Here is a 24405-nt window from a genome sequence, read left to right on the forward strand (position 1 = left end):
AGCGTGAACGATAAGCACTGTAAGGCTCGAAGCAAAGCCTCTTTACGGGCTATTTACCTCCAGCAGTGGCTTGAGAGGGAGAAATGCGCAGAAAACCGCGCCGGGCGCCTGTAACGCGAGCGCGGCATGCATTTTTCGATGTATTGCCTGGTATTGCCATCGTTCCGAGCGCCTACAGGATGACCCGATGCTCGGCCTGCCCCTGTGCTTGCAGCTCCACGGCAAACAGTTTGCCTGCCTGGGGCTCGGCAGCCAGTTGTTCGTCGTCGAGGCCATCGCGCGCGGAGGTCGCGAACAGGGTCGACAGGCCTGGCCCGCCAAATGCCGGGCAGGAAATCTGCGAAGCGGGAAAGGCCACTGCCTGCTGAAAGTGCCCCTCCGTGTCGTAACAAGCGACACGCGAGGCCCCCCACTGCGCGCTCCACAGACGCCCTTGACTGTCGATCACCGCGCCATCGGGGCTGACGCCCGCCACGCGACCGTCGATGAACGGCTGCGCCTCGCCCTGTGGCCAGCCGTGCTGCTCGTCCAGCGGCTGGCGCCAGATCTGCTGGCGTGCGGTGTCGGCAAAATAGGCATAGCGCCGATCGGGCGAAAAACAGATGGCGTTGGTGATGCTGATAGCGGCGAACAAGCGGCGCCGCTCGCCACGGTAATAACGGTAGATGGCACCGGCCTGCTTCTCGGCGTTCAGGCCCATGGTGCCGATCCAGAAACCGCCCCAGGGATCGGCGCGGCCGTCATTGGAGCGGGTCAGTGGATTATCCGCCTCCAGCGCGCAGACCTTTTGCCGTGCGCCGGTGGCCAGATTGAAGGTCGATAACGCCGTCTCGCTGGCAATCAGCAGTAGTTCCTCATCGATCCAGCCAGCGGCGGATACACGCTCATCGAATGTCCACTCCAGCGGCTGATCATCCTGCTGGCTGAGCAAGCGTCGCCCGAGAATATCGAACCAGAACAGTTGCTCGCGCTGCGGGTGCCAGAACACCCCTTCGCCCAGGGTGCAGAGGCGTGCGTCGGCGATACGTGCGGCGCTGGTGCCGTTCGAGTTTGCAGCCATCTCTAGGCTCCTCGTTGAATATGCTCACGGGCAGCGGTCAGGCCAGCCAGGGTGACGCGCTCGGCACTCACGGGCAGCGCCGCCACGCCCAGGATATCGAGGGCATGCCGATAGCGCTCGGCCGATTCGCCGTCGCCGATGACACAGACCCGCTGACCTCGCCAGCGTTCATCCAGCGCAGCCAGCTCCTGGCCAATCAGCAACCCAGATAGCCGAGAGCGTGCGGCAACCGGTGCCAGCCCTTCGAGCAAGCCTTCGGCGCGCAGGCCGAACAAAGCGCCGACCAACCGCTGCGCCTTCCCTGCCCCAGCTTGCAGCCCGGTGTCGAAAGCCTGCTGATCCAGAAGCCGAGCATCCCCCTGCATACCGTGGCGCAACACCGACTGCTGGCTCAGCAAGGCGAACAGCTCACCGGTCATGAATGTCTGGAAAGCGATGACCTGCCCCTCACGAATCTCCACCCACTTGCTATGGGTACCCGGCAGGCAAATCACGCCGCTGTAATCGGGGTGCTCGGCGAGCAGGCCGGCGATCTGGGTTTCCTCGCCGCGCAGCACATCGGCAGGCGCGCGCTGGCACAATCCCGGGATGATCGAGACACGCAGGCGTCCATCCGCCACCTCGGGCCTGACCATTCGCTCCACCGCCTGCGGCGCACAGGGCACTTCGGCATAGGGGGCCTCACGCCAGCCCTGCCGCGCACCGACCATGCCGCAGGCGATCACGTCGATAACGCGCCTGTCGTCCAGCCAGCCGCCGATCAATTCGAGCAGCGCGCCTTCGAACTGATCCGGCGTCAGGGTACTCATGCCGCGCGCCGATGAAGCGCGCTGGAGAACCTCCCCGCTATCCGAGAGTGCCCACGCACGCACCTGGGAGGTGCCCCAGTCGACGGCAATCCAGCTGATCGCAGCCTGGCTGATCTCTGTCATCTTCGATTTCCTCTCGCAAGTCTCAGTGGCTGTCTTTGGGAATGCCGGCACCGCGGCAGCCCTTGAGGAAATCGAAGTCCGCACCGCTATCGGCACCCTGAACATGATCGTGGAACAGCTTGATGTAGCCGCTGGTGGGCGGCTCGATGGTTGGCTGCCACTCGGCCAGACGCTGCCGCAGTTCGGCCTCGGGGATGTCCAGGTGAATGCGCCTGGCCTCCACATCGAGCTCGATCATGTCGCCATCGCGTACCACCGCCAGCGGCCCACCGGCGGCCGCTTCCGGCGTGGTGTGCAACACCACGGTGCCGTAGGCGGTGCCGCTCATCCGCGCATCGGAGATCCGTACCATGTCGGTGATGCCCTTGCGCAGCACCTTGGGCGGCAGGCCCATATTGCCCACCTCGGCCATGCCCGGATAACCGCGCGGGCCGCAGTTCTTCAGCACCATCACACAGTGCTCGTCGATATCCAGGCTCTCGTCGTTGATCTTCACCTTGTAGTCGTCGATGTCTTCGAACACCACGGCGCGGCCACGGTGCTGCATCAGGTGCGGCGACGCTGCCGAGGGTTTGAGCACTGCGCCGCGAGGTGCCAGGTTGCCACGCAGCACGGCGATCCCGCCCTTGGCGGTGAGCGCCTGATCAACCGGGCGGATGACGTCCTCGTTCCAGTTGCGTACGTCCTTGACCTCCTCCCAGATGGTTTCGCCGGACACGGTCAGCGCGCTCTTGTGCAGCTTGCCGCCCTCGCCGAGCATACGAATCACCACCGGCAGACCACCGGCGTAGAAGAACTCCTCCATCAGGTATTTGCCCGACGGCATCAGGTTGACGATGGTGGGAATGTCCTGACCGAGGCGATCCCAGTCATCCAGGGTCAGGTCGACACCGACGCGGCCGGCGATGGCCAGCAGGTGGATGACCGCATTGGTCGAACCACCGATGCTGCCATTGACCCGGATGGCGTTCTCGAAAGCGTGGCGGGTCATGATGTCGGATGGTTTGAGATCGTCCTTGACCATCTGCACGATGCGCCGCCCGGTCAGGTGCGCCACCACACGGCGGCGGCTGTCCACCGCCGGAATCGCCGCATTGCCGGACAGCGCCATGCCCAGGGCTTCGGCCATGCTGGCCATGGTGCTGGCGGTACCCATGGTGTTACAGGAGCCGGGCGAACGGGACATCGACTGCTCGGCTTCGAGAAAGTCCTCGCGGCTCATCTTGCCGGCCTTGATGTCTTCCGACATCTGCCACAGGGCGGTGCCCGAGCCGACCCGTTCGCCACGGAACCAGCCATTGAGCATCGGCCCGCCGGACACCACGATGGCCGGAATATCCACGCTCGCCGCGCCCATCAGCAGCGCCGGGGTGGTCTTGTCGCAGCCGGCCAGCAGCACCACACCGTCCAGCGGGTTGGCGCGCAGCGCTTCTTCCACGTCCATCGCCGCCATGTTGCGGTACATCATCGCGGTCGGCCGCAGCGAGCTTTCCCCGGCCGAGAACACCGGGAACTCCAGCGGCAGGCCACCGGCTTCGTAGATGCCGTGCTTGACGCGTTCGGCCAGATCACGCAGATGTGCATTGCAGGGCGTCAGCTGCGACCAGGTGTTGCAGATGCCGATCACTGGCCGGCCGTCGAACAGATCGGCCGGCAGCCCCTGATTCTTCATCCAGCTGCGGTGGTAGATGTGATCCCGCGAGTTGCCGCCGAACCATTCGGTGGAACGCAGCTTGCGTGGCCAGACCGCCGCTTTGAAGGTGCTCATACCCAGCCTCCGTCGACAATGAAATTCTGCGCCGTGCACATCGCCGCCGCATCAGAAGCCAGGAACAGCGCCATGTCGGCGATATGCTCGGGCAGCAGTTGGCCGGGCATGCACTGGTTCTGCCTGATCTGCTCCTTGGCCGATTCGTCGACCCACATGGCCAGCTGCTTCTCGGTCATCACCCAGCCCGGCACCAGGGTGTTGACGCGGATGCGATCCTTGCCCAGATCGCGCGCCAGGCCACGGGTCAGGCCATGCACGGCGGCCTTGCTCGCCGCGTACACCGGGTAACCGGCCGAAGCCATCATCCAGCCGACCGAGCCGAAGTTGATGATCGAGCCGCCGCCGGCCTGGCGCATCATCGGCACCACCGCCTGGGTGGCGAACGTGGCGTGGCGCAGGTTGACGGCGATCAGGTCGTCGAAGCGTTCGACGCTGATCGAGTCCAGGGCATGGCGAACGTCGTTGGCGGCATTGTTGAGCAATGCGGTGATCGGCCCGAACTGTTCGGCGATCTTGTGGATGGCCGCCTGATAAGCCTTGATATCGGTGATATCGCAGCGCAGGAAGCGCACCTGATGCCCCTCTTCGCTCAACTGGCTGGCCAGGGCCTGGCCGTGCTTGTCGTCGATATCGACGAAAGCGGTTCGTGCGCCCTGGCGGGCGAAGGCCTCCACCAATGCCCGACCGATACCGGTGGCGCCACCGGAAATCAGCACGGTGCGCTCGGCCAGGTCGGCATACACGGCCTTGCCTGGAGTCAAATTCTGGCTATTCATGGCCTAATACCTCAGCGGGATTTGTTCTTGTTGACCACGTCGAAGATCACCGCAGCCAGTAGCACCAGGCCCTTGATCACCTGCTGCCACTCGATACCGATCCCCAGGATCGACATGCCGTTGTTCATCACCCCCATGATCAGGGCGCCGATCACCGCGCCGATGATCTTGCCCACGCCGCCCGACATCGAAGCGCCACCGATGAATACCGCGGCGATCACATCCAGTTCGAAGGAAACCCCGGCCTTGGGCGTGGCAGTGTTCAGCCGCGCAGCGAAGATCAGCCCGGCCAGGGCGGCGAGCATGCCCATGTTGACGAAGGCGAAGAAGGTCAGGCGCTCAGTGTTGATGCCCGACAGCTTGGCCGCCTTGACGTTGCCGCCGATGGCGTAGATGCGCCGGCCGAGGGTGGTGCGGTTGGTCAGGAAGGTGTAGGCGCTGATCAACATGGCCATGATGATCAGTACGTTCGGCAGACCGCGGTAGGTGGCCAGCAGGTAGGCGATGTAGACGATGGCACCGGCGATCAGGCCGTTCTTGATGACGAAGAACAGCGCCGGCTCGTCGACGATGCCGTAGCGCTTGGCACGACGACGGGCGCGCACTGACAGGTAGATGATCAACACGGCGGCGAGCACGCCCAGCACGATGGCGGTGATGTTCGGCCGCGTATCGCTGAAGATATCCGGGATGAAGCCGTTGCTCATCAACTGGAAGCTGCTCGAGAACGGGCCGACCGACTGGCCATCGAGCACCGCCAGGGTCAGGCCGCGAAACACCAGCATGCCGGCCAGGGTGACGATGAACGAAGGAATCTGCCAATAGGCGATCCAGTAGCCCTGGGCAGCGCCGATCAGACAGCCCATCAGCAGGCAGACCGGCACCACCACCGAGGTCGGCCAGCCCCACTGCACCATCATCACCGCTGCTGCCGCACCGACGAAGCCGACCACCGAGCCCACCGACAGGTCGATGTGCCCGGAAACGATCACCAGCAGCATGCCCAGCGCCATGATGATGATGTAGCTGTTCTGCAGGAACAGGTTGGTCAGGTTCACCGGGCGCATCAGCGTGCCGTCGGTCAGCACCTCGAAGAGCGCCATGATGACCACCAGGGTCATCAGCATGCCGTAGTCACGCACATGGCTCTTCAGGTGGGCCAGCAACGACGGCCGAGCCGGTTGGGTTTTGGTTTCCATTGCGTTCACCTCGCTCACGCCTTGACGATCATCGACATGATCTTTTCCTGGCTCGCGTCTGCGCGCGCCAGTTCGCCCAGGAAGGCGCCTTCGTTCATTACGTAGATGCGGTCGCACATGCCCAGCAGCTCGGGCATTTCCGAAGAAATGATGATCACCCCCTTGCCGCTGGCGGCGAGTTGGTTGATCAGGCTGTAGATCTCGAACTTGGCGCCGACATCGATGCCCCGGGTCGGCTCATCGAGAATCAGCACCTCGGGTTTGGCGAACAGCCATTTGCTGAGCACCACCTTCTGCTGGTTGCCACCGGACAGGTTGAGCACCTTCTGGAATACCCCGGGCGTGCGGATGTGCAGCGCTTCGCGATACTGCTCGGCGACGCGTCGTTCCTCGTGTTCGTCGATCACCCCAAAGCTCGACACGCCGGCGAGGTTGGCCAGGGTGGTGTTGCAAAGAATGCTCTCGTCGAGCACCAGCCCGAGGGACTTGCGATCCTCGGTGACGTAGGCGATGCCGTTGTCCACGGCGCTACGCACCGTGGACACATCGATTTCCTTGCCGCGCAGGTGCACGGAGCCGGAGATGTTGCGCCCGTAACTCTTGCCGAACACGCTCATGGCCAGTTCGGTGCGCCCTGCCCCCATCAGCCCGGCGATGCCGACCACTTCACCGGCAGCCACGCTGAGGTTGACGTTGCGGATCATCTGCCGGGATGCCGATTCCGGGTGCCAGACATTCCAGTCACGGATCTCCAGCAGGGTTTCGCCGATCTCGGGGGTGCGATCCGGGTAGCGGTTCTCCATGTCGCGGCCGACCATGCCGCGAATGATGGTTTCCTCGCTGACCGCTTCGCTATGGCAATCCATGCTGCTCACCGAGGCGCCGTCGCGTAGCACCGTGATGCTGTCGGCCACGCGACTGACTTCATTGAGCTTGTGGGAAATCAGAATCGAGGAAATGCCCTGGGCGCGGAGCTCCAGCAACAGATCGAGCAGCTTCTGGCTGTCGTTTTCCTGCAGCGCCGCGGTGGGCTCATCGAGAATCAGCAGCTTGACGTCCTTGGCCAGCGCCTTGGCGATCTCCACCAGTTGCTGCTTGCCCACGCCGAGCTTCTCGACCGGCGTGGTGGCGATTTCGTCGAGGCCGACCTTTTTCAGCAGCACCTCGGTGCGCTGATAGACCTCCGGCCAGTCGATCACGCCGTTGCTGGCGATCTCGTTGCCGAGAAACAGGTTCTCGGCGATGGACAGCAACGGCACCAGAGCGAGCTCCTGGTGAATGATGATGATCCCTTCCCGCTCGCTGTCGCGGATGCCGGTGAATGCCAGTGGTTTGCCTTCGTAAACGATCTCGCCCTCGTAGCTGCCGTGGGGATAGACGCCGCTGAGCACCTTCATCAGGGTCGATTTGCCGGCGCCGTTCTCACCGCACAGGGCATGGATCTCGCCGCGGTGCACCTTGAGGTTGACGTTGTTCAGGGCCTTCACGCCCGGGAACGTCTTGGTGATGCCGCGCATTTCCAGAATGATGTCTTGCTGCATGGGCATATCCGTCCGCAAGGCACGCGCCAGCCGCAGCGGGCGCGCCATGCTCAGGTCAGGAAAGGAGTGGATGGCCGGCAGCGCCAGGCGCTGCCGACGGCGGCGCGGTTACTGGAACTGATCCTTGCGGTAGTAACCACTGTCGATCAGCACCTTCTCCCAGTTGCTCTTGTCGACGGTGACCGGTTGCAGCAGATAGGACGGCACCACTTTCGCCCCGTTGTCGTAGGTTGTGGTGTCGTTGATCTGCGGCTCGCTGCCTTCGAGCAAGGCCTTGACCATACCGACGGTCACCTCGGCGAGCTGGCGGGTGTCCTTGAAGATCGAGGAATACTGCTCGTCGGCGAGGATGGATTTCACCGAAGGCACTTCCGAATCCTGGCCGGTCACCACCGGCATCGGCATGTCGCCCGAGCCGTAGCCGACCCCCTTGAGGGACGAGAGGATGCCGATGGAGATGCCGTCATAGGGCGACAGCACGCCGTCGAGGTGCTCCTTGGTGTAATTGGCGGACAGCAGGTTGTCCATGCGCGACTGGGCGGTGGCACCGTCCCAGCGCAGGGTGCCGACCTTGCCCATGCCGGTCTGCCCGGAAAGGATCTTGATCTCGCCCTTGTCGATCAGCGGCTGCAGCACCGACATGGCGCCGTCGTAGAAGAAATAGGCGTTGTTGTCATCCGGTGAACCACCAAACAGCTCGACGCTGTAAGGGCCAGGGCCGCGTGCCTGCATGCCCTTGACCAGCGACTCGGCCTGCAGCACACCCACCTTGGTGTTATCGAAGGTGGCGTAGTAGTCCACGTATTGGCTATCGCGAATCAAACGGTCATAGGCGATGACCTTGATGTCCGCGGCATTGGCGTTTTCCAGCGCGTTGGTCAGGGTTGTGCCATCGATCGCCGCGATGACCAGGACATTGACGCCCTTGACCATCATGTTTTCGATCTGCGAAACCTGGGTGGGGATGTCGTCTTCGGCGTACTGCAGGTCGGCCTTGTAGCCGGCTTTCTCCAGTTGCTTGACCATGTTGTTGCCGTCGTCGATCCAGCGGGCGGACGACTTGGTAGGCATCGCGATACCCACGAACCCCTTGTCGGCGGCCCCGGCGGAGGCGGCACTCAACAGGCTGGCGCCCATGGCCACGGCGGCCACGAGTTTACGGACAGTGTTCATCAGCTTCTCCTGGGCGACGCCTGCTGCATGCCAGGGCACACGCGACATCGCAGTTATTGTTGTTCGTTCAGCGAAGAGCTTTCAAAGCAGGCATGAAGATAGAGTCAGCCGTCCATATCAATCAAATTCATATTCAGTGCATCGCCATACCAATAGTGGTATGCAAGTAATCGACAAGTGCCCCGCCGCGTCACAGAATCCGTTCAACGCCTCAATAACGACAATAAAACGAGAGCCACCATGGATATCGGGATCGCCCGACACCTGAAGATTCCCCAGTTGCGCCTGATCGCCGCCATCGCCGAGCACGGCCAGCTAGGCCTCGCGGCAGACGCGTTGACCGTCACTCAACCGGCTGCTTCGCGCATGCTGGCGGATATCGAACATACCCTCGGCGCCCGGCTGTTCGAACGCCATGCCAAAGGCATGCTGCCGACCCTGATCGGCCGAGCCCTGGCACAGCGCTCGCACAATATGCTGGTGGAACTGCGCGACCTCGCCCAGGACGTCGAAGAACTCAAGCGCGGCGAAGGCGGCATCACCACGGTCGGCGCGGTGACCGGGGCTGCGGTGGGTTTCGTGATTCCGGCCATTCGTCAGCTCAAGGCGATCTCGCCGCGGGCCGAGGTGCACGTCAACGTCGCCGCCAGCGACGTGCTGGTGCATGACCTGGCTGCGGGCAAGAACGACTTCGTGCTCGCCCGCCTGCCGCGCGGTGTCAATCCGGCGGACTTCGAGATTTTTCCGGCGCGCACCGAAACCCTCAAGCTGATGGTTCGCCAGGATCACCCGCTGGCCAATGTGGATCAGGTGACGCTGCGCGATCTGTCGCCCTATGAATGGGTCATGCAGAGCCACCGGGCGCCGATCCGTGAGGCGATGGAAACGGCCTTTCTCAGTGCCGGTGCGCCCTTGCCGACCAACATCACCAACACCACATCGTTACTGGCGATGATCGCCATTCTGGTGTCGTCATCGGCCATCGCCCCGTTGGCCAGCGAGGTGCCGGATCTGCTACTGGGCGACCAGGTCGGCGCCAAGCTGAAGGTACTCCCGCTCAACGTGACCATCGAGATGTCGCCGTACTACCTGCTGCTGGTCAAGGGTCGCCAGCTGTCGCCGGTAGCCAACCGCCTGCGCAGGCTGGTGGCCGCGGGGCTGAACCAGCAATGAATGGCTGAAACGAAAACGGCCTGCAGAGCAGGCCGTTTCGAAGCGTTACGAGAACTTACTTGAGAACCGCCAGAGCGGCATCGTAGTCCGGCTCGCTGCCGATCTCGGCGACCAGTTCGCTGTGCAGCACCTTGTCGTTTTCATCCAGCACCACCACGGCGCGGGCAGCCACGCCGGCCAGCGGGCCGGAGCTCAGGGCCACCCCGTAGTCCTTGAGGAATTCGGCGCCGCGCATGGTCGACAGGTTGATCACGTTTTCCAGGCCCTCGGCACCGCAGAAACGCGCCTGGGCAAACGGCAGGTCGGCGGAAACGCACAGCACCGCGGTATTGGCCAGCTTGCTGGCCTCGGCGTTGAACTTGCGTACCGAGGTCGCGCAGGTCGGGGTATCGACGCTCGGGAAAATGTTCAGCACTTTGCGCTTGCCCGCCAGGCTGCTCAGGCTGACATCCGCCAGGCCGGCACCGACCAGGTTGAACGCAGGCGCCTGCTGACCGACTTGCGGCAATTGGCCATCGACCTGAACCGGATTACCGCGCAGGGTTACTTGTGCCATGAAAATGATCCTTTTCTATGTGGGTAATACACGCATGGGCGACCATCCTACGCCAGGACAGCGCTCACTAGAAGGCTGCTCTACCCTCGGCAGAGCAGGCCGTGCGCAGTAAAAAATACGCAGCGTCAGTGCTGAATGACTTTCCAGCATTCGTGCGAAGGGACGCTAAGCGCAAGGCTCTGGCCGGCGGCTCATGCTTTGGAGCGAGAGATCCGGCCGGACTTGACCTCGGCGGCATACTTGGACAGGCGATCCTCACCGTTGATCAGCACCCCCACCATCCTGAGAATTGCCCATGCATCTGCTTCGTTCTCCGTGCCTCTTAAGCGCTCGGCGATCTGCACCAGATCAACGGACGCCCATTTCAGGTCTTCGGCGATTGCCTTCAGGTCGTGCTTGAGTATCTGTGTCTGCCGCTGGCCCATGGAATCCCTATGTGTCGGTAATGTGAATGCCCGGCCCGCTGCAAGATGACAGCAGCGTAAATACTGCCAGTTACCCGTCGCCGGTCAGGCCTGCGTCAACGATGCTTCGCGGCGCAGGCAGTCGCTCCTAAAAGTCTCGCTTGTAGAACAGATCCAGGGAACTGGCCAGGCCGCTGGCAGCCTCCAGATACAGGCGGCGACTGAGGGCGTAACGCAACGCCACGGTATTCACCGGCTCGAACACACCTACGCCATAGCGCAGGCTCAGGCGTTCGGAGAGGTTGCCACTGGCGACCACGCTGGTGGTATTGCCGCTGCCCTCGGTATCCAGCTGGAAGTCCTCGATGCCCAGGCTCTGCGCGACCGAGCCGGTGACCCCTGAACTTCCCGCCACGCCCAGCGCCAATGCTGCCTGGGCGAGCATGTTGTTGTCCTCGCTGCCAGTCGAAAGCGGCCGCCCCAGCACCAGATAGGACAGCGCCTGCTCCTGGCTCATCGCCGGTTCGGAAAACACTTCGGTACGCGGCTGGTCGGCGCTGCCGGTCAGACGCAAGCCAGCGACCACCTCGTCGACCTTGCGGATCGCCTCGATATCGAGGAACGGCTGGTCGATGGGGCCGGCGAACAGCAGGCGCGCGCGGCGGATCGTCAGGCGCTGGCCGTAGCCACGGAAATTGCCCTTGTTGAGATTCAGCTCGCCACGGGTGTCCATGTCGTCACCGATATGCACCTGCCCGGCCAGTTCGGCATTGAGCCCGAAGCCACTGAAGGTCAGCTTGTCGCTACCCACATCGACGTCGATGTCCATGCTGATGGCCACCGCCTGCTGCTCACGCGCCTCGGCACCGACGATGACCGCATCGTCGGAGACCTTGACAGTGGACGGCGGCAGTTCACGCACCACGATCTCGCCACGAGGGATGGACACCTTGCCGCTGACCGACAGTCGATCCTCGGCCAGACGCACCTGTATGTCCGGCTCGACTTCCAGTGTCGCATAAGGCTCGACGACCACCGGCAAGCGGCGGCCCTGCACGCTCAGGTTAACGTTCAGCGGGCCACTCCAGGCCAGCGCACCGTTCAGTGTGCCCTGCCCTTGATCGCCACTGCGCCAGCCGCCGTTGAGCTGCAGGCTTTCGCCGGCGATCAACACACGGATCTGCAGATCCTCGAAGTTGGTCGGTAATTCACCACCGGAGACTTCTCCTCCGCTGAGCAGCAACTGGCCATTGACCAGAGGCGACAGCAGATCGCCGGACAGGTTGCCGCTGCCATCCAGACGCCCGGTCAGGCGCTCCACCATCGGCACGAACGGCCGCGCGATGGCCAGATCGAGGCCGCTCAGGCGGAACTGGCCAGACAGCGGTTTGTTCTGCGGGCGCGGATCGAGCTGCGCCTGCACCGACAGCTCACCGATTTTCGGCCCGCTGAGATTCAATTGGGTATCGATACGCTGGGACTGCAGCTCACTGCTCAGGCGCAGGCTGTCGTAGGTGAAATCCACCCACTGCTCGTCGTCGCGCACACGCCAGGTACCACTGCCGGCATCCACCACCACGCGCCCGCTGGGGCCGGCGGCAGGCAGATCCAGGTGCACCTCGGCGTTGAGCCGCCCCTGCCAGGCGAAGTCCTTCGGGAACCAGGGCGACAGGCTGTCGAGGGGGAAATCCGCCAGTCGATAACGGATTTTCGGCTCCGGCTGCAGACGCTGGTTCTCGCCGCACAGGCTGGCCTCGCCAGAGCGCAGGCAATGGGCGCCCAGGTCGATTTGGCCGCTGGCCAGGCGCACCAGCGAGGCGGGCTGCTGCAAGCGCCAATCCTGGCCACCGGCCTGCACCTCGGCGCGGCTCAGACGGCCACGCCAGTTGCCCTGATCCAGTGTTCCGTCCAGCGCCAGGCTGGTTTGCAGCGCTTCGCCCTGCAGGCTCAGCTCCATTTGCTGCTGACGTTGATTACCGCCGCCGTTGACCGTGAGATCACCAATCTGCGTATCGCCGCTGGCGATCCCCAGGCCACGCAGTTGTACCTTGGCCTGCCCGTTGGCATTCAGGGTTGCGTCCAGCCCGAGCTGATGCAGACGCATGTCCTCGAACGCCAAACCTTGGCCGCTCAGGTCGAATTTGCCCTGAGGGGCCTGCAGGCTGCCAGCCAGATCGAGACGCCCTGTGGCCTGCCCCTGCAAGCCCGGCCACAGTTGGCCGAGGCGATTGAGCGCGATGCGCAGCTCGCCCTGCAGACGCTGATCGAGCCGACCGCTGCCATCAATGCGATTGTCGCCGAGACGCAATGTCAGCGCGTTCAACTCCCAACGTTCCCCGGCGCCAGCTACCTGGGTCTGCAACTGTGCCGGCTGGCCACGCAGGCGCCCCCGCAGATCGAGATCGCCGGTCAGTTCCAGACGTCCGTCGAGCAATTGCCCTTTGCTGCGCACCGGCCCGGCGATACGGCCGGGCAATTCGGCGACCCAGTACGCAGGATCGAAATCGCTGACCTGCAACTGCGCATCCCAGCGCACCGCATCGGCGAAACCGACGGTCACCTGGCCATCGATCGTTCCCTGGCCGGCACGAATCTGCAACTGTGGCAGGTGCACCTGCTGCAGATCGCCACTGAGCGGTGTTTGCACACTGAATGCGCCCGCCGGGCCGTCCAATGCCGCGGACAGATTGCCAAGGTAGTTGCCATCCTCATAAGCGAGATCACCGGTGAGTTTCTTCAGCGTGACCGGTGGAGCCTCCTCCAGCGGATACAAGCGCAGCCAGGGGAAATCCTGCCAATCGATATGGGTATCCGCGCTGAAGCCGTCCTGCCAGTCCAGACGACCATTGACCGCGAGGTACTGGTTGTCCGCCGCGGCCAGGCGCAAGGTGGCGATATCCGCGCCCTTGGCGTCGACACGACCACGCAGCGCCAGGGCTACCGAGCCACCCTCGGCTGGCAGAGTGGCGTTGCCGTCGATGCCGTAACCGTCCTGCAGATTACCCGCCGCCTGCAGCTGCAAGGCGTCCAGTCGCAGGGTATCGGGTAACGATGCATCGGCTTTGAAGCCGTCAGCCGTGAACGTCAGCGTCGCCGGGATGTGCTCGACCAGAGGCTGTACCTCGCCACTCAAGCGCCCGGCCAGGTAGCCGCTGCTGTCGACCGTCAGCGCCAGGCTCTGAAGCAGGTCGCCTTCGACCTGCAGCCCCAGGTTCCAGGGTTGCCCGTCTGGTGCTGGCAGCGCTGCGCGGCCCTGCAGGCTCAGCGGCCATTCACCACTGGGCTGCAAGCGCCCCTGCAGGTCGACGATCAGATCGTCACGCTGCACGTGCAGCTTGCTGATGTTCAGGCCGTCGGCTGCCCAGTCCGCAGCGAGCTCCAGCCCCTGCAACTGATCCTCACCGTTCAACTGCAGACTGCCGATCCATACCTCACCGACCTGCAAGGCCAGCGGCAGATCGAGTTGCGGCAGGCTGAAGGGCTCCTGACTCGGCGGCTCGTCGCTGGGTGCGAAGTTCAGCTCGATGCGTTCGCTACGCAGCGTATCGATGCACAGTGTCAGACGCAGCAGACAGGCAGGCGACCAGTCGAGCAGCGGCTGGCGAACCAGCACCTGATTGTCGCCCTGCTGCCAGAGCAACTGCTCGGCACTCCAGCGACCACCCAGGCGCCCTTCGAATCCGTCGATCTGCAGCCCAGGCACCAGGCCCAATGTCCAGCGGCTGCCGGCAGCGGTCGCCAGCATCCAGATCAGCAGTACGGCCAGCAACACCAGCAGGCCCGCCAGGCTCAGACCGACATACTTGAGCGCCCGCCTCACAGTTCCGGCCCCATGGAGAAATGCAGACGCACCCCGCCCTCGTCATCCAGCGGGTGAGCCAGGTCGAGGCGCAACGGCCCCACCGGCGACACCCAGCGCATACCGATACCCACCGCGCTCTTGAGCGTCGGCATATCCAGGGAGTTGAAGGCATTACCGGTATCGTAGAAGGTCGCCACCCGCCACTTGTCCGCCACGCTGTACTGGTACTCGGCGCTGGCCGCGAACATATAACGTGCGCCGATCTTGTCGCCCTGGTTGTTCTCCGGCGACAGGCTCTGGTAGTCGTAACCGCGCACACTCTGGTCACCACCGGCGAAAAAGCGCAATGAGGGCGGCACGGAAGAATTGAACCCCCTGGACTCGGTACCGCCAAACTGTGCCCGACCGAGGAAACGGTGCTTTTGCCACAGGGTGGTCAAGCCCTTGACCAGCGCGTTGCCGTGGATGACGTCCGAATCGGCCAGCAAGCCCTCTTTGGCCAGCGAGGCGTCGAACTGCAGGCGGTAGCCGTAATTCGGGTCGATGCGGTTATCGCTGCGCAGGTAGGCAAAGCTGATGCCGGGCATCAGCAAGGTACTCAGGCCCGAATCGTCGCCCAGGCGATACTCCTCGCGTAGCCATTTCAGCGAGATCACCCGTTGCCAGCCACTGTCCAGCTTGCTGTGCCATTCCGGGCCGACGGTCAACAGGCGACTGAGGCTGTCGGTGTTGGCGATCTCTTCGTACTGATAACCGCCGGAGATCCGCAGTTTGTCGGTCAACGGCGGATCCAGCGGCACGTCGTACCACAGCCCGACGTTCTGCCGCGGCGCCGAGAGCTCCATCTCCGCGCCGTAACTGTGCCCTTGCGGGTTGGCCCAATGCCGCTCCCAGTTGGCGCGGCCGCGGGGGCCGACGTCGGTGGAAAAGCCAAGACCGAGGCCCATGGTACGCGGCAGACGGGTCTGCAGGTGCACCTCGACTGGAATCACCTGCTGCTCGGCGACCGTGGGGCTGGCATCGACCCGTACCGATTCGAAATAACCGCTGGAGCGCAACGCCTGATAGAGCTCGGCAATGCGCTCGGAGTCGTAGGGTGTGTTGGCGGAGAACGGCACCATGCGCTGCAGCAGGTCGTCGTCGAACGGCATGTCGCCCTCGAAACTCACGCTACCAAGGATGTAGCGCGGGCCACTGTCATAGACCAGTTCGATGTCGGCCAATCCGGCCTGGGGGTCGATGCTCAAGCGCTGCTGGGTGAAGTGTCCGCGAAAGAAGCCGTAGCGCGAAGCCTGGTTCTGAATGTGCCGCTTGGCCGCCTCGTAACGGCCATGATTGAGCCGGGCGCCCTGGGTGAGCTGTGCATCCCTGGGCAACTGGAAGGCGGGCATTTCCGCGGCCGGCCCGTCGACCCGCACCGTCACGCTGCCGATGCGTACCGGTTCGCCTGGCACGATACGCACGTTCAGGCGCGGCGGCGTCTGCTCGACCACTTCGGTGCTGATCTGCGACTGGTAGTATCCCAGCGCCTGCGCCGCCTTTTCCGCCTGGCTTTCGACGACTCGACGCAAACGTTGCAGAGCCTCGACATCACGCTCGCCGAGACTGCCGATGTAACCTTCGACATTGCTCTTCAAGGCATTGTTGGCAGGCTGCACACTGACCACGAGGCGAGCGTCTTCGGCCAGCGATACCGAACTGAACAGCAACAGTGCGCATCCCGCGCCTAGTGTAGAAATAACTCTCATGGCCGCGATGCTATCACGGCAACCACCCTATTCCAGAGCCTGTACGAATCGAAACGATTTCAAGATCTGGCTCTCCTAGTGGCCGTCTATCGCCCTGATCGGCTAGCATCGTCTCCTTACCTGCCAGAATCACCAGGATCGCTGCCATGAAACTCGTTTCCTTCAACATCAACGGCTTGCGGGCACGTCCGCATCAACTCGCTGCGCTGATCGAGAAGCACCAGCCAGATGTGATCGGCCTGCAGGAAACCAAGGTCAGCGACGATCAGTTTCCCGAAGCGGAAATCCGCGCCCTGGGTTACCACGTCCACTACCACGGTCAGAAGGGCCATTACGGCGTAGCGCTGCTCTCGCGCCAGGCGCCGCTGGAGTTGTTCAAGGGTTTTCCAAACGACGGCGAGGAATCCCAGCGGCGCTTCATCTACGGCACCTACGCCGACGCCCAGGGCAACCCGGTCACCGTGATGAATGGCTACTTCCCCCAAGGCGAGAGCCGCGACCATCCCACCAAGTTTCCCGCCAAGCAGCGCTTCTATGCCGATCTGCAAGCGTTGCTGACAGAGCGCTTTGCCCACAACCAGCCGCTGATCGTCATGGGCGATATCAATATCTCGCCCGAGGATTGCGATATCGGCATCGGCGAGGTCAACCGCAAACGCTGGCTGAAGACCGGAAAGTGCAGCTTCCTGCCGGAAGAACGCGAGTGGTTGGCAACACTCAAGAGCTGGGGGCTGGCCGACAGCTTCCGTCAGTTGCATCCGCAGGTCGATGACCGTTTCAGCTGGTTCGACTACCGCAGCTGCGGCTTCGAGGATGAGCCCAAACGCGGCCTGCGTATCGACGTGATTCTCGCCTCTCAGGTGCTACAGGAACGTCTCAAGGACGCGGGTATCGACTACGAATTGCGCGGTATGGAGAAGCCTTCTGATCACGCCCCTGTGTGGCTGGAGCTGAGCTGACCCGCCCAGTCATCTTATGGTCATTTTTCTGTCTTATCGTCGCAGCACTTCAGCCACCCCCTTCAAGGTGTTTGCCGCATGCTGCGTGCCCTCGTTTGTGACCGTGAAACCTGGAGCCGAACCGCAACCTTCCTGTTGCTCGGCTTCGTCTGCTACCTGAGTCCCTGGACGGCATTCGCCGCCCTGCCGCTACCAGCCGGGGATCGCCCGGCCCTGCGTATCCAGGGCTCCAACACCATTGGTGCCAGCCTGGGCCCTGCTCTGGTCAGGGGCCTGATGCAACAACAGGGCCTGAGCAATATCAACACGATCAACACCCAGGAAAACGAGCAAGTGATCTCCGCCACGAATGCAGCAGGCCGCACGCTGCGCGTGGAAATTGCCGCGCACGGTTCGGGCACCGGTTTCAGTGCCATTGGGCAAGGCGACGCCGAACTCGCGGCCTCGTCACGGCCGATCAAGGACAATGAAGTGGCGATGCTCTCGTCGCTCGGCAACATGAAAAGCCGAGACGCCGAGCAGATCATCGGCATCGATGGATTGGCGATCATCCTGCATCCGGATAACCCGATCAGCGTCCTCAACATCGAGCAGTTGGCGCAGATATTTTCTGACGAAGTGAGTGACTGGGCGCAATTGGGCGGACGCTCCGGTGCCATCAGCCTGTACGCCCGAGACGACAATTCCGGCACCTTCGACACCTTCAAGGAGCTGGTACTGAGCGCCAATGGCAAGCAGTTGTCTGGCAAGGCCAAGCGTTTCGAATCCAGCGAACAGCTCTCCGATTCGGTCGCCCATGATCCCCAGGGCATCGGCTTTATCGGCCTGCCCTATGTGCGCAAGGCCAAGGCCGTACCCATCGCTGCCGGTGAGTCGCAACCGATGCAGCCCAGCGTGACACTGATAGCCACCGAAGATTACCCGCTGTCACGGCGCCTGTTCCTCTACGCCCCCCCGAAAAACGCCAATCCGTGGGCCGAAGCTCTGCTGCAATTCGCCCAAAGCCCGCAAGGCCAGGCCATCGTCGCGCAGAACGGCTTCATTGCACAGACCGTGCAGGCGGTCAGCATCGAAGCCACGCCCGACATGCCGGCGGCTTATCAGGAATTGGCACGTGACGCCCAACGCCTGTCAGTGAACTTCCGCTTCCAGGAAGGCAGCGCCAGCCTCGACAACAAGGCCCAGCAGGATCTGCGCCGGGTACTCGATTACCTGAAGCAGCACGACAAGCTGCAGCAAAAGGTCGTGCTGGTTGGTTTCGGCGACCCGAAGGCCGCTTCGGCGCGAGCCGAACTGTTGTCCAAACTGCGCGCCATGGCGGTACGCCGCGAGCTGGTGCGCGAAGGTGTGGTGTTGCGTGAAGTCGCCGGCCTCGGTGATGAGTTACCGGTCGCCGACAACGAAGGCGACAGCGGCAGGATCAAGAATCGCCGCGTCGAAGTCTGGGTGTATTGAAATCTTTTGAGCGCGGCAGCCACTTGCCCTGCTGCGCGATTCATCCTAGCCTTATGCGCATGTGACGCCGGGCCCCTCTGGCGATGAGTCCATCTCATCGTGATGTCGGAGTCACTAAGTTGAATCTCAACTTAGGCATTAAACAGGGAGGGCCCATGACAGCTCTACATGCCTTTATGTCCACGCCGTTTCTCGGCACCCCATACTATTTCTGGATGGCGTTCGTCATCATCGTCTTTGCGCTGCTGGTCTTCGATCTCGGCGTCCTGCACCGTGACCAACACGAAATCGAAATGCGCGAAAGCCTGCTGCTCTACGCGGGTTATTTCAGCGTGGGCGTCGCGTTTGGCGGCTGGGTCTGGTGGGAACTTGGCGCAACCAAGGCGCTGGAGTTCTATACGGGCTTCCTGGTCGAACAGTCGCTATCGATGGACAACGTGTTCGTCATGGCGATGATCCTCGGCTTCTTCGGCATTCCCCGCAAATATCAGCACCGCGTGCTGTTCTGGGGCATCCTCGGCGTCGTCGTGCTGCGGGCGATCATGATCGGCCTGGGAACGGCCCTGGTTCAGGAGTTCGACTGGATCCTCTATGTGTTCGGCGCGTTCCTGCTGTTTACCGGCATCAAGATGCTGTTCAGCAAGGATCACGAAGAGCATCCGGATCTGTCGCAAAACAAGCTGCTGATCTTCCTGCGCAAGCACATCCGTGTCACGGATGACCTGCATGGCGGCAAATTTCTGGTGCGCCAACGGGATCCGGGCAGTGGCAAGGTGCTGTTGTTCGCCACCCCGCTGCTGCTCGCATTGGTGCTGATCGAACTGGCGGATCTGGTATTCGCTGTCGACAGCGTGCCGGCGGTGTTCGCCATCACCCAGGATCCATTTATCGTCTACACCTCGAACATCTTCGCGATTCTCGGGCTGCGGGCGCTGTACTTTGCCCTGGCAGCGCTGATGCACCGTTTCGTGTACCTCAAGTACGCGCTGGCGATCGTGCTGATATTCATCGGCAGCAAGATCTTCCTGCACGGTTTCATCAAGGTTCCCGCCTTGCTTTCGCTCAGCGTTACCATGGGCGTACTGGCCGGCGGCGTCATACTGTCGCTGCTGAAAACCCGTGACAAGAAGCCTGCAGAGACGACGTGACCCAGCAGGCAACGGCGCACTCTGGTACGTACGCCTGGGCAAATGTACCCTCATATTCGATGGGGAGCTCGCTGCACGTGCCTTCGCCGCACCACTGCATAGGCGCTTGAATGGCGACAAGCGGGCTCTGCTTCCAGAGCCCGACGAGCCGCCGGGCACCTGAGCCAGCCTCACTTCATGTATTTGCCGAGCTCGTACTTGCCGATAGCCGCACGGTGTACTTCATCCGGGCCATCGGCGAGGCGCAAGGTGCGCTGCATGGCGTACCAGTAAGCCAGCGGAAAATCACCGCTGACCCCTGCCCCACCGTGCATCTGAATGGCACGATCAATTACTTTCAGTGCCACATTGGGCGCCACCACCTTGATCTGCGCGATCTCGCTGGCAGCCACCTTGTTGCCGACCGTATCCATCATGTACGCCGCGTTCAGGGTCAGCAGGCGCGCCATGTTGATCTCCATGCGCGACTCGGCGATCACATCGACATTGCCCCCCAGCCGCGCCAACGGTTTGCCGAAGGCACTTCGCTCCAGGGCTCGCTCGCACATCAGCTTGAGCGCCCGTTCGGCCATGCCGATGGAACGCATGCAATGGTGGATGCGACCTGGGCCGAGGCGCCCCTGGGCAATCTCGAAACCGCGCCCCTCGCCTAGCAATACGTTTTCGTACGGCACCCGAACGCTTTCGAAAAGCACTTCCGCGTGGCCGTGGGGGGCATCGTCATAGCCGAACACCGGCAGCGGCCGAACCACCTTCACGCCGGGCGTATCCATGGGCACCAGAATCATCGAATGTTGCTGGTGACGATGACCATCGGGATTGGTGAGCCCCATGAAGATCATGACTTTGCAGCGCGGATCGCAGGCACCGGATGTCCACCACTTGCGCCCATTGATCACCCAGTGATCACCGTCACGCACGGCGCTCGCCTGCATGTTGGTCGCGTCCGAAGAAGCAACGCCCGGTTCGGTCATGGCGAACGCAGAACGAATTTCACCGGACAGCAACGGATCGAGCCACCGACGTTTTTGCTCTTCGCTGCCATAGCGCACCAATACTTCCATGTTGCCGGTATCTGGCGCCGCACAGTTGAATGGCTCGGCACCGATCAGCGAACTGCCCATGATCTCTGCCAAAGGCGCGTATTCGGTGTTACTCAGCCCCGCCCCGCGATCGGAGTCAGGCAGGAACAGGTTCCATAAGCCTTCGGCTTTCGCCTTGTCCTTGAGCTGCTCCATGATCGCCGTTGGCTGCCAGCGATCGCCTTCGGCCACCTGACGCTCGAACACTGCTTCGGCCGGATAGACGTGAGCTTCCATGAACGCGCTGACGCGCTCACGTAGTTGCTGAACCTTGGGGGAATAGGCGAAATCCATGGCACACCTTCAGAGCTGCTTTTGTGTGCAAACGATGCTAGTGGACGCCGCATAATTTATCGAAGCTATTTTCAGCGTGTATTAACATTCATCACCGATATAAGATCACCCCACAAAAACAACACGCGGAGTCACTCGGGCATGAATCTGAACAAGGTGGATCTCAATCTCTTCGTCGTCTTCGATGCCATCTACAGTGAAGCCAACCTCACCCGCGCCGGACAGATCGTCGGCATCACCCAGCCGGCGGTATCCAACGCTCTGGCGCGCCTGCGGGAAACCTTCAACGACCCGCTGTTCGTACGCACCGCCCAGGGCATGGTGCCGACGCCCATGGCGCAGAACATCATCACGCCCGTGCGCAACGCCCTGCAGCAACTGCGTATCTCGGTTCAGGAAAGTCGTACCTTCAACCCAGCCCAGGCGAACAAAAGCTTTCGCATCTGCATGACGGATCTGACCGAAGCCGTGGTATTGCCACCGCTGTTCCAGCGCTTGCGCCGCCAGGCACCGAACGTGACCATCGAGAGCATGCTGGTACGTCGCCGGGAAACCACCAAGGAGCTGGCGGCCGGTCGCCTGGACTTCGCCGTCGACGCCCCGCTGAACATCGATCCACAGGTGCGCCACGTCAAACTGATGGAGGATCGTTACGTCTGCGCGATGCGCCACGGCCATCCGCTGGGCAAGGAAAAGCTGAGCCTGGAAGAGTATCTGTCGCTGACCCACATCCACATTTCCAGCCGTCGCAGCGGCCTGGGTTATATCGATCTGGCACTGGGCAAAATGGGCATTCAGCGGCGTATCGCCCTGCGCTCACAGCATTACCTGATGGCTTGCCGTGTGATGCGCGATACCGACATGGCGATCACCGTGCCGGAGCGTTTCGCGCGGGACAATGATCTGCATTTCAGCGAACTGCCGGTGGCCGGTATTCCAGTGCTGGAAACCCATCTCTACTGGCACGAAAGCACTGATCAGGATCCTGCCAATCGCTGGATGCGTGAACAGATCATCGAGATATGCCAGCGTATCAGCGTCGAGGAGCGCAAGGCCTCCGCTACAGCAACCGGCCGCTAATGCGACTGGTCTCAGCTGGAATAATCGAGCACCGTCCAGACTCGGGTCAGCCCTTCACCGATCACACAGCCCGAAACGCCCAGTTGCTTGTTGTCATGCAAGGTCATGCGGGTGGTCACCCCGTCCGCGGCATCCTGGCGCTCGACCAGCCACTGCACCTTGCCGCAGTTCGGCGTATCGATCACGTAGCTGGCAGCGACTGGCGCATCGCTATTCGCCAGCTTGATGGCATCGACCACTACGCCGTGTTCCTCCACGCGTTTGCCGTCTGAAACCAGCACTGCCCAGGCCTGACTGTCTTCGATGATCAGGTAGTTGGCATTGACCCTGGGTTGCTCGACCTGCGGTTGCACGCAGCCTGTCAGCGTCACCAACAGCAAAATTGTCATGAGTATCTGTTGCATTGCTAGTAGCCCTCGGCATCGACCACGGGCGCTCTGCAGCGCTCGCGCACATGGGAGTCATGAAGCGTCGAAGACCACTATTACCGAATACTGTTTATTTGTACAGTATTTTTGATTTACCCTAGCAGCCGTCACCACACCGATCGCACATCGGGATTGACCCGACTAGATCAGGCGTAAAGCGGGAGTCTAATGATGCTGGACGTAATGCAACTCAAACACTCGATCAATCGGATGCCACTGGACAAGGTTCGCCCCATCGTCGAGGAACTGCACCTGGAGGGAATCGTTACCGAAGGTAAAACTCCCTTCAACCGCCTGCACTTCAATACCTGCTTCGCCGAGATCGAAGCCTTGCTGCAGCGTGCGGGTTATCACAGACAATTGGATGTGGTGGGCTACCAGGGCCTTGCCTATGCAATGTTCGACCCCAATCGCTGGGAAGCCGTAGACGTGCTGCGCTGGCTGAGGGACTACGTGGAAGAAGCCCAGGTGTGCCCCGCCTCATAGCGAACCATCCATGAGGCGGCAGTGCACAGCAATAGCTCACACCGTAGGGGTGGGTCAGGTCGAACCATTACGTTTTTCCGCCTGCTAGCGATATGGCGTGATACTTGCTTTGGCATTACGACAATGAATCGGCGCCCTGTTATCGGGAAGCCGGGTAACGAACACGGTGTCTGCCAGATCACCTTCCCCCATCGGGTGGCCTGGTAGATGCCGTTTTTATTTGCAACGCCCTGGCACTTTTTACGGGCAAAGAAAAACCCGGCCGAAGCCGGGTTTTCCTGAAACCTGAGCCTATTACTGGGCTTGGGCTTCTACTTCAGCTTCTACACGACGGTTGATCGCGCGGCCTTCTTCGGTAGCGTTGTCAGCAACCGGACGGGACTCACCGTAGCCAGCGGAGTTGACGCGCTGGGAATCAACACCGTACTGGTTGACCAGGACGTCACGAACAGCGCTTGCACGACGCTCGGACAGTTTCTGGTTGTAAGCGTCGGTACCAACGGAGTCGGTGTGACCTTCAACAGTAGTGCTGGTTTGCGGGTACTGGTTCATGAAGTCAGCCAGGTTCTTGATGTCACCATAGCTTTCTTCTTTGACAGCGGATTTGTCGAAGTCGAACTTGACGTCCAGCTCAACGCGGACGACCTGAGGCGCTTCTTCAACGACCGGAGCCGGCTCTGGGATCGGCTCTGGAGCCGGCTCAGTGACCTGGGCGACCTGACGGGTGCTGCCACCGAAGTTCAGACCGACACCAACGCCAGCTTGCCACTCGGTGTCACCCTGGTCGATGTTGTACAGGGCATCCACACCAGCGCGAGCGTAGAAGATTTCGGTGAAGTAGTACTTGGCACCAGCGCCGGCGATAGCCAGAGTGGAGTGGTTACGACCACCGCTGTTGGCGTCGCCGATGCTCTGATGACCGAAGCCACCGGAAACGTAGGGACGCAGGCCTACACCAGGCTGGCCGAAGTGGTAGATGGCCTTCAGATCAGTCAGGTTGCCCTTGATGTTCTTGCTGCCAGCAGCGCCTTCGCCACGCAGGTCGTGGTATTCGCCATAGGACAACGCCAGCTCGACATCGTCGGTCAGGTAGTAACCAACGCTGCCGCCGAACAGGTTGCCTTCGTCGTGAGCGAAGTCACGTTGGGTGTCGGTGAAATAGCGATTAGCAAAGCCTTCCACCTCGACAGCGCCTTGGCCTTGAGCCAGCACGCCCATGGAGGTAGCGGCTACCAAGGAGCCAATGACTACGCCTAAGGTGTTTTTCAGTTTCATCCGTTAAATCCCCATCTATGAGTGATTGATTCACATGCAGGTAGACATGCGAGTCGTCAGTAA

20 protein-coding genes are annotated in these 24405 nt (G+C 62.0%); 6 read left to right on the forward strand and 14 right to left on the reverse strand.

What is annotated here, in order from left to right; translation table 11 throughout:
- Positions 1–172: 172 nt before the first annotated feature.
- The 7 genes from DNK10_RS15980 to chvE form a co-directional block, all read right to left on the reverse strand.
- On the reverse strand, positions 173–1060 hold the full coding sequence (locus DNK10_RS15980; RefSeq protein WP_131182217.1) for an SMP-30/gluconolactonase/LRE family protein: 888 nt from the start codon (positions 1058–1060) through the stop codon (positions 173–175).
- 2 nt (positions 1061–1062) lie between these two features.
- Positions 1063–1992 carry a 2-dehydro-3-deoxygalactonokinase gene (locus DNK10_RS15985; RefSeq protein WP_131182218.1) on the reverse strand — a complete coding sequence of 310 codons (930 nt, stop codon included), beginning with the start codon at positions 1990–1992 and terminating at the stop codon, positions 1063–1065.
- A 22-nt stretch (positions 1993–2014) separates the two neighbouring features.
- Positions 2015–3760 (reverse strand): L-arabinonate dehydratase, encoded by a 1746-nt coding sequence (gene araD / locus DNK10_RS15990; RefSeq protein WP_131192238.1) that lies wholly within the window; start codon positions 3758–3760, stop codon positions 2015–2017.
- A complete protein-coding gene (locus tag DNK10_RS15995; RefSeq protein ID WP_131192239.1) occupies positions 3757–4539 on the reverse strand; it encodes an SDR family NAD(P)-dependent oxidoreductase in 783 nt (260 codons plus the stop codon). The genes araD and DNK10_RS15995 overlap by 4 nt, the downstream gene beginning before the upstream one ends.
- Before the next feature lie 11 nt (positions 4540–4550).
- Complete coding sequence (mmsB, locus tag DNK10_RS16000) at positions 4551–5738, reverse strand: multiple monosaccharide ABC transporter permease (RefSeq protein WP_131192240.1); 1188 nt, start codon at positions 5736–5738, stop codon at positions 4551–4553.
- Positions 5739–5752: 14 nt separating this feature from the next.
- Positions 5753–7279 carry a multiple monosaccharide ABC transporter ATP-binding protein gene (mmsA, locus tag DNK10_RS16005; RefSeq protein ID WP_131192241.1) on the reverse strand — a complete coding sequence of 509 codons (1527 nt, stop codon included), beginning with the start codon at positions 7277–7279 and terminating at the stop codon, positions 5753–5755.
- A gap of 108 nt (positions 7280–7387) precedes the next feature.
- On the reverse strand, positions 7388–8452 hold the full coding sequence (gene chvE / locus DNK10_RS16010) for a multiple monosaccharide ABC transporter substrate-binding protein (protein WP_131192242.1): 1065 nt from the start codon (positions 8450–8452) through the stop codon (positions 7388–7390).
- Between the two features lie 240 nt (positions 8453–8692).
- Here chvE and DNK10_RS16015 point away from each other — a divergent pair, with 240 nt between their 5' ends.
- Entirely contained in the window at positions 8693–9625 is a 933-nt protein-coding gene (locus tag DNK10_RS16015; RefSeq protein WP_131192243.1) for a LysR family transcriptional regulator, read from the forward strand.
- Between the two features lie 55 nt (positions 9626–9680).
- Here the strand turns inward: DNK10_RS16015 and tpx are convergent, their stop codons facing one another.
- The 4 genes from tpx to DNK10_RS16035 all read right to left on the reverse strand — a co-directional run bounded on the left by tpx (position 9681) and on the right by DNK10_RS16035 (position 16135).
- Positions 9681–10181: a thiol peroxidase gene (gene tpx / locus DNK10_RS16020; RefSeq protein WP_131182225.1), complete on the reverse strand. Its 501-nt coding sequence runs from the start codon at positions 10179–10181 to the stop codon at positions 9681–9683.
- A 191-nt stretch (positions 10182–10372) separates the two neighbouring features.
- On the reverse strand, positions 10373–10606 hold the full coding sequence (locus DNK10_RS16025) for a hypothetical protein (RefSeq protein ID WP_131192244.1): 234 nt from the start codon (positions 10604–10606) through the stop codon (positions 10373–10375).
- Positions 10607–10733: 127 nt separating this feature from the next.
- Complete coding sequence (locus DNK10_RS16030) at positions 10734–14405, reverse strand: translocation/assembly module TamB domain-containing protein (protein ID WP_131192245.1); 3672 nt, start codon at positions 14403–14405, stop codon at positions 10734–10736.
- A complete protein-coding gene (locus DNK10_RS16035; RefSeq protein ID WP_131182228.1) occupies positions 14402–16135 on the reverse strand; it encodes an autotransporter assembly complex protein TamA in 1734 nt (577 codons plus the stop codon). The genes DNK10_RS16030 and DNK10_RS16035 overlap by 4 nt, the downstream gene beginning before the upstream one ends.
- Positions 16136–16281: 146 nt before the next feature.
- Here DNK10_RS16035 and xthA point away from each other — a divergent pair, with 146 nt between their 5' ends.
- The 3 genes from xthA to DNK10_RS16050 all read left to right on the forward strand — a co-directional run bounded on the left by xthA (position 16282) and on the right by DNK10_RS16050 (position 19697).
- On the forward strand, positions 16282–17094 hold the full coding sequence (gene xthA / locus DNK10_RS16040; protein ID WP_131192246.1) for an exodeoxyribonuclease III: 813 nt from the start codon (positions 16282–16284) through the stop codon (positions 17092–17094).
- Positions 17095–17172: 78 nt separating this feature from the next.
- Positions 17173–18549 (forward strand): substrate-binding domain-containing protein, encoded by a 1377-nt coding sequence (locus tag DNK10_RS16045; RefSeq protein ID WP_131192247.1) that lies wholly within the window; start codon positions 17173–17175, stop codon positions 18547–18549.
- Positions 18550–18704: 155 nt separating this feature from the next.
- A complete protein-coding gene (locus tag DNK10_RS16050; RefSeq protein WP_131182358.1) occupies positions 18705–19697 on the forward strand; it encodes a TerC family protein in 993 nt (330 codons plus the stop codon).
- A gap of 170 nt (positions 19698–19867) precedes the next feature.
- Here DNK10_RS16050 and DNK10_RS16060 read toward each other — a convergent pair whose 3' ends face one another.
- Positions 19868–21073 (reverse strand): acyl-CoA dehydrogenase, encoded by a 1206-nt coding sequence (locus tag DNK10_RS16060; protein ID WP_131192248.1) that lies wholly within the window; start codon positions 21071–21073, stop codon positions 19868–19870.
- A gap of 141 nt (positions 21074–21214) precedes the next feature.
- Here DNK10_RS16060 and DNK10_RS16065 point away from each other — a divergent pair, with 141 nt between their 5' ends.
- The gene (locus DNK10_RS16065) at positions 21215–22153 is read left to right on the forward strand and encodes a LysR family transcriptional regulator (RefSeq protein ID WP_131192249.1); all 939 of its coding nucleotides are present in this window, start codon (positions 21215–21217) and stop codon (positions 22151–22153) included.
- A gap of 11 nt (positions 22154–22164) precedes the next feature.
- Here the strand turns inward: DNK10_RS16065 and DNK10_RS16070 are convergent, their stop codons facing one another.
- Positions 22165–22542 (reverse strand): hypothetical protein, encoded by a 378-nt coding sequence (locus DNK10_RS16070; RefSeq protein ID WP_242674762.1) that lies wholly within the window; start codon positions 22540–22542, stop codon positions 22165–22167.
- Between the two features lie 210 nt (positions 22543–22752).
- On the opposite strand from DNK10_RS16070, the gene DNK10_RS16075 reads away from it, so the two are divergent.
- A complete protein-coding gene (locus DNK10_RS16075) occupies positions 22753–23067 on the forward strand; it encodes a transcriptional regulator (RefSeq protein WP_131182362.1) in 315 nt (104 codons plus the stop codon).
- A gap of 294 nt (positions 23068–23361) precedes the next feature.
- On the opposite strand, the gene DNK10_RS16080 is transcribed toward DNK10_RS16075, so the two are convergent.
- Complete coding sequence (locus DNK10_RS16080) at positions 23362–24342, reverse strand: OmpA family protein (protein WP_131182363.1); 981 nt, start codon at positions 24340–24342, stop codon at positions 23362–23364.
- Positions 24343–24405: the final 63 nt, after the last annotated feature.

The organism is Phytopseudomonas daroniae, from assembly GCF_004327275.1.
GTDB lineage: Bacteria > Pseudomonadota > Gammaproteobacteria > Pseudomonadales > Pseudomonadaceae > Aquipseudomonas > Aquipseudomonas daroniae.